Origin of the sequence: Thermovirga sp., assembly GCA_012523215.1 — a bacterium.
Lineage (GTDB): Bacteria > Synergistota > Synergistia > Synergistales > Thermovirgaceae > 58-81.
Window position 1 is genome coordinate 1 of sequence record JAAYIZ010000102.1, and the last position, 3,176, is coordinate 3,176.

Annotated in this window: 1 protein-coding gene and 1 rRNA gene; one reads left to right on the top strand and one right to left on the bottom strand. The window is 56.0% G+C overall.

The annotated features are described in order from the left end of the window. Nucleotides 1-516 (bottom strand): 16S ribosomal RNA (locus GX108_02860); the annotation flags it as partial. A gap of 211 nt (nucleotides 517-727) precedes the next feature. Here GX108_02860 and GX108_02865 point away from each other — a divergent pair. Beyond that, nucleotides 728-3,106, top strand: a complete 2,379-nt coding sequence (locus GX108_02865; GenBank protein ID NLO55985.1) for a penicillin-binding protein 1A — start codon at nucleotides 728-730, stop codon at nucleotides 3,104-3,106. Nucleotides 3,107-3,176 lie beyond the last annotated feature (70 nt).

Below are 3,176 nucleotides of genomic sequence, written 5' to 3' on the forward strand. Positions count from 1 at the left end.
CCGCGGCTGCTGGCACGTAGTTTGCCGGGGCTTACTCGTACGGTACCGTCACGCTCTTCTTCCCGTACAACAGAGGTTTACAATCCGAAAACATTCATCCCTCACGCGGCGTCGCTGGGTCAGGGTTCCCCCCATTGCCCAAGATTCCCCACTGCTGCCTCCCGTAGGAGTCTGGACCGTATCTCAGTTCCAGTGTGACCGGCCATCCTCTCAGACCGGCTACCCGTCTTAGCCTTGGTAGGCCCTTACCCCACCAACAAGCTGATAGGACGCAAACTCATCCATCGGCAGCCACAAAACGTGACCTTTCACCAATAAAAAATGGCCTACGCGGTATTAGCCCGCCTTTCGACGGGTTGTCCCCCTCCAATGGATAGATATTCACGCGTTACTCACCCGTCCGCCACTATCCATGTACCAGCAAGCAAGCTTGCAAGATACATGAACCGTACGACTTGCATGTGTCAGGCACGCCGCCAGCGTTCGTCCTGAGCCAGGATCAAACTCTCAAAAAAAAATCTGCGAGGTCGTTCTCCCATGTATTCCCGTACGCTGTATTCTTTTTTCAAGGTACCGCCGCCTTCATGGGCGACGGCGAAAAATATACCATGCATCGGAGGTTAACGCAAGCATTTGGGAAATCACTCCTTCGTAAAATACACTTTTTTTGATATCCTTCAATGGCCCGTTGTTCGCTTGGGACCTCACAGCGGAAAGAGGAGGCGGCATGAAGAGCGATATTTTCAACTTTTTCAAGAAAAAACAACCCCAAAAGACTCCGAAGACCGATAAATCCCCGAGGACATCGAGGAGAAGGCCAGCCCCCAGGGAGACCGGTCTTTTCGGAAAAATTGCCCTGATCCTTGTCTTTTCGGGAGTTCTTTTCTTTGCCGTGGTCTCGGTCGTGGGCGTCCTGGTGATCAGGGACGCGGCTTCAACTCTCCCATCCCTGGAGGAAATGGCCAATTATGAACCGGACCTGTCCACCATCGTTTACGACCGCAACGAAAAGATCATCACCAGGCTTTTTCACGAAAACAGGACCTGGGTACCGCTCTCCCAGATCCCCCTCGTAATGCAGGAGGCATCCATAGCTGCTGAAGACAGCAACTTTTATAGTCACAGGGGGCTCGACTTCACAGGGATCGTCAGGGCCTTCTGGGTTAACTTCAGGAGCGGGAAAACCCTCCAGGGCGCGAGCACCATAACCCAGCAACTTGCCTGGAACCTTTTCCTCACCAAGGAAAAAACCCTCCAAAGGAAAATAAAGGAAGCTATATTATCGATCCGTCTGGAGAAGATCTACTCCAAGGAGCAGATCCTTGAAATGTACCTCAATATGATTTACTTCGGCCACGGCGCCTGGGGGATCCATTCAGCCTCGCTGTTGTACTTCAACAGGGAACCCTCGGAGCTCGACCTCTCCGAGGCGGCTCTTCTCGCGGGGATAGTCAAAGGCCCAGAGTACTACACACCCCTGCGGCACCCTGAAAGGGCATCGGAGAGGCAAGCCTACGTCCTCGGCCGGATGGTCCACGAGGGCATGATAACCCCGGAGCAGGCCCAGGCTGCCCAGAAGATAGAGCTGGATTTCCAGACCCTCAAGAAACCCGCGATAATGTTCGACGAAGCGCCCTACTTCATATCTCATATCCTTTTCGAACAACTTCTTCCCACTTATGGCAGCGACATGGTCTATAGAGGGGGGTTAAGAATCCACACGACCCTTGACCTTGACGTGCAATACGCAGCCGAGGAAGCAATCAAGGGGCTGAAGAGTGAAGGCGCCATCGTGGCCATCGACCCCGGCACGGGGGAGATCCTGGCCATGGTCGGGGGGAAGGATTTTGAGCAGTCCAAGTTCAACCGGGCGACCCAGGCCTTCCGACAGCCCGGATCGTCCTTCAAACCCTTCGTATACACGGCCGCACTCCTGAAGGGACTGAGACCGGTTGACCATATCCTTGATGCCCCTGTCTCCTACGATAACGGTATTGATGAACGGGGAGAAAGGAATATTTGGGAGCCCGGGAACTACACAAGGGAATTCAAGGGAGAGGTGACCCTGCTCCAGGCCCTGGTCCACTCCTACAATACATCGGCCGTCAGGGTCGCCCACATCACGGGCATACCGGACATCATCGATCTGGCTCGCCGATTCGGCTTCACCTCGTCCCATATCCCCAACGACCTCTCCCTGTCGCTGGGTTCCGCCAATGTCACCCCCCTGGAGATGGCTTCAGCTTATAGTGTCTTTGCCAACGGGGGTTCGAGGATAAAACCCTACGCCATAAGACGAGTGAACACCGGGGCCGGCGAGGTACTGGAGCAGTACGGACCTGATCTGGCCCAGGCCATCCCCGAGGAGATCGCCCTTTCAATGCGCTCTGTCCTGATGGAGGTCGTACGTTCGGGTACGGGCACCAGGGCCAGGCTGCCTGGCTACGAGGTCTTCGGTAAGACGGGCACGACGAATGAATATACCGACGCCTGGTTCGCCGGGGGGCTGCCAGGCCTCGTGGTGGTGGTGTATGCGGGCAACGATGATAACAAGTCGCTGGGTAAAACCGCTACGGGGGGTGTAATCGCAGCTCCCGTCTGGCAGTCCTTTGTCAGCAAGGCGGTAAAACACCTCACTCTCAGGGAGGCCTTCGAGATATCCGACAGGGTAAAGGCGGATGCCGTGACCATCTGCAAGGATACCGGGTTCCTCTCTGCTGGAAGTTGCCCCTCGACGGTAATCCTTCTTCCTTCCGGCCAGGCTCCCCTTTCGACCTGCCCTCTTCATGGCGGCTCATGGATGATGGCCGAGTCCGACCCTAACGAACCAAGGATGTTGCTCTCGCCCAGGGACGAGGAAGCCCTCGGCATCCCGGCCCGACTGGCAAGGCTCTATAGTATTTCTGTTCCGGACATGACGGCCGCTTTACCCGTGGAGGAGCTACCAACCTACGAGGGACCCCCGGCATTGCCCTTTATCCCGCCCTCGGCCCCAGCCGACGTCAAACCTCCGGTCTCAACCCCATCCAGGCCGAAGGAAAGAACCCCTGAGGAGATCGAGGATCGATTCCAGGAGTTGCTGAAGCAATACGGCATAGCGGACTGAAAAAACAGGGGAAGATTTCAGGGCCAGGGGCTGGGAAGGATGGTCTTTTCGAAGAATGCCAGGGCGTACC

Coding starts and splice junctions, on each gene's coding strand:
- GX108_02865 (NLO55985.1), top strand. CDS start 728: ATGAAGAGCGATATTTTCAACTTTTTCAAGAAAAAACAACCCCAAAAG.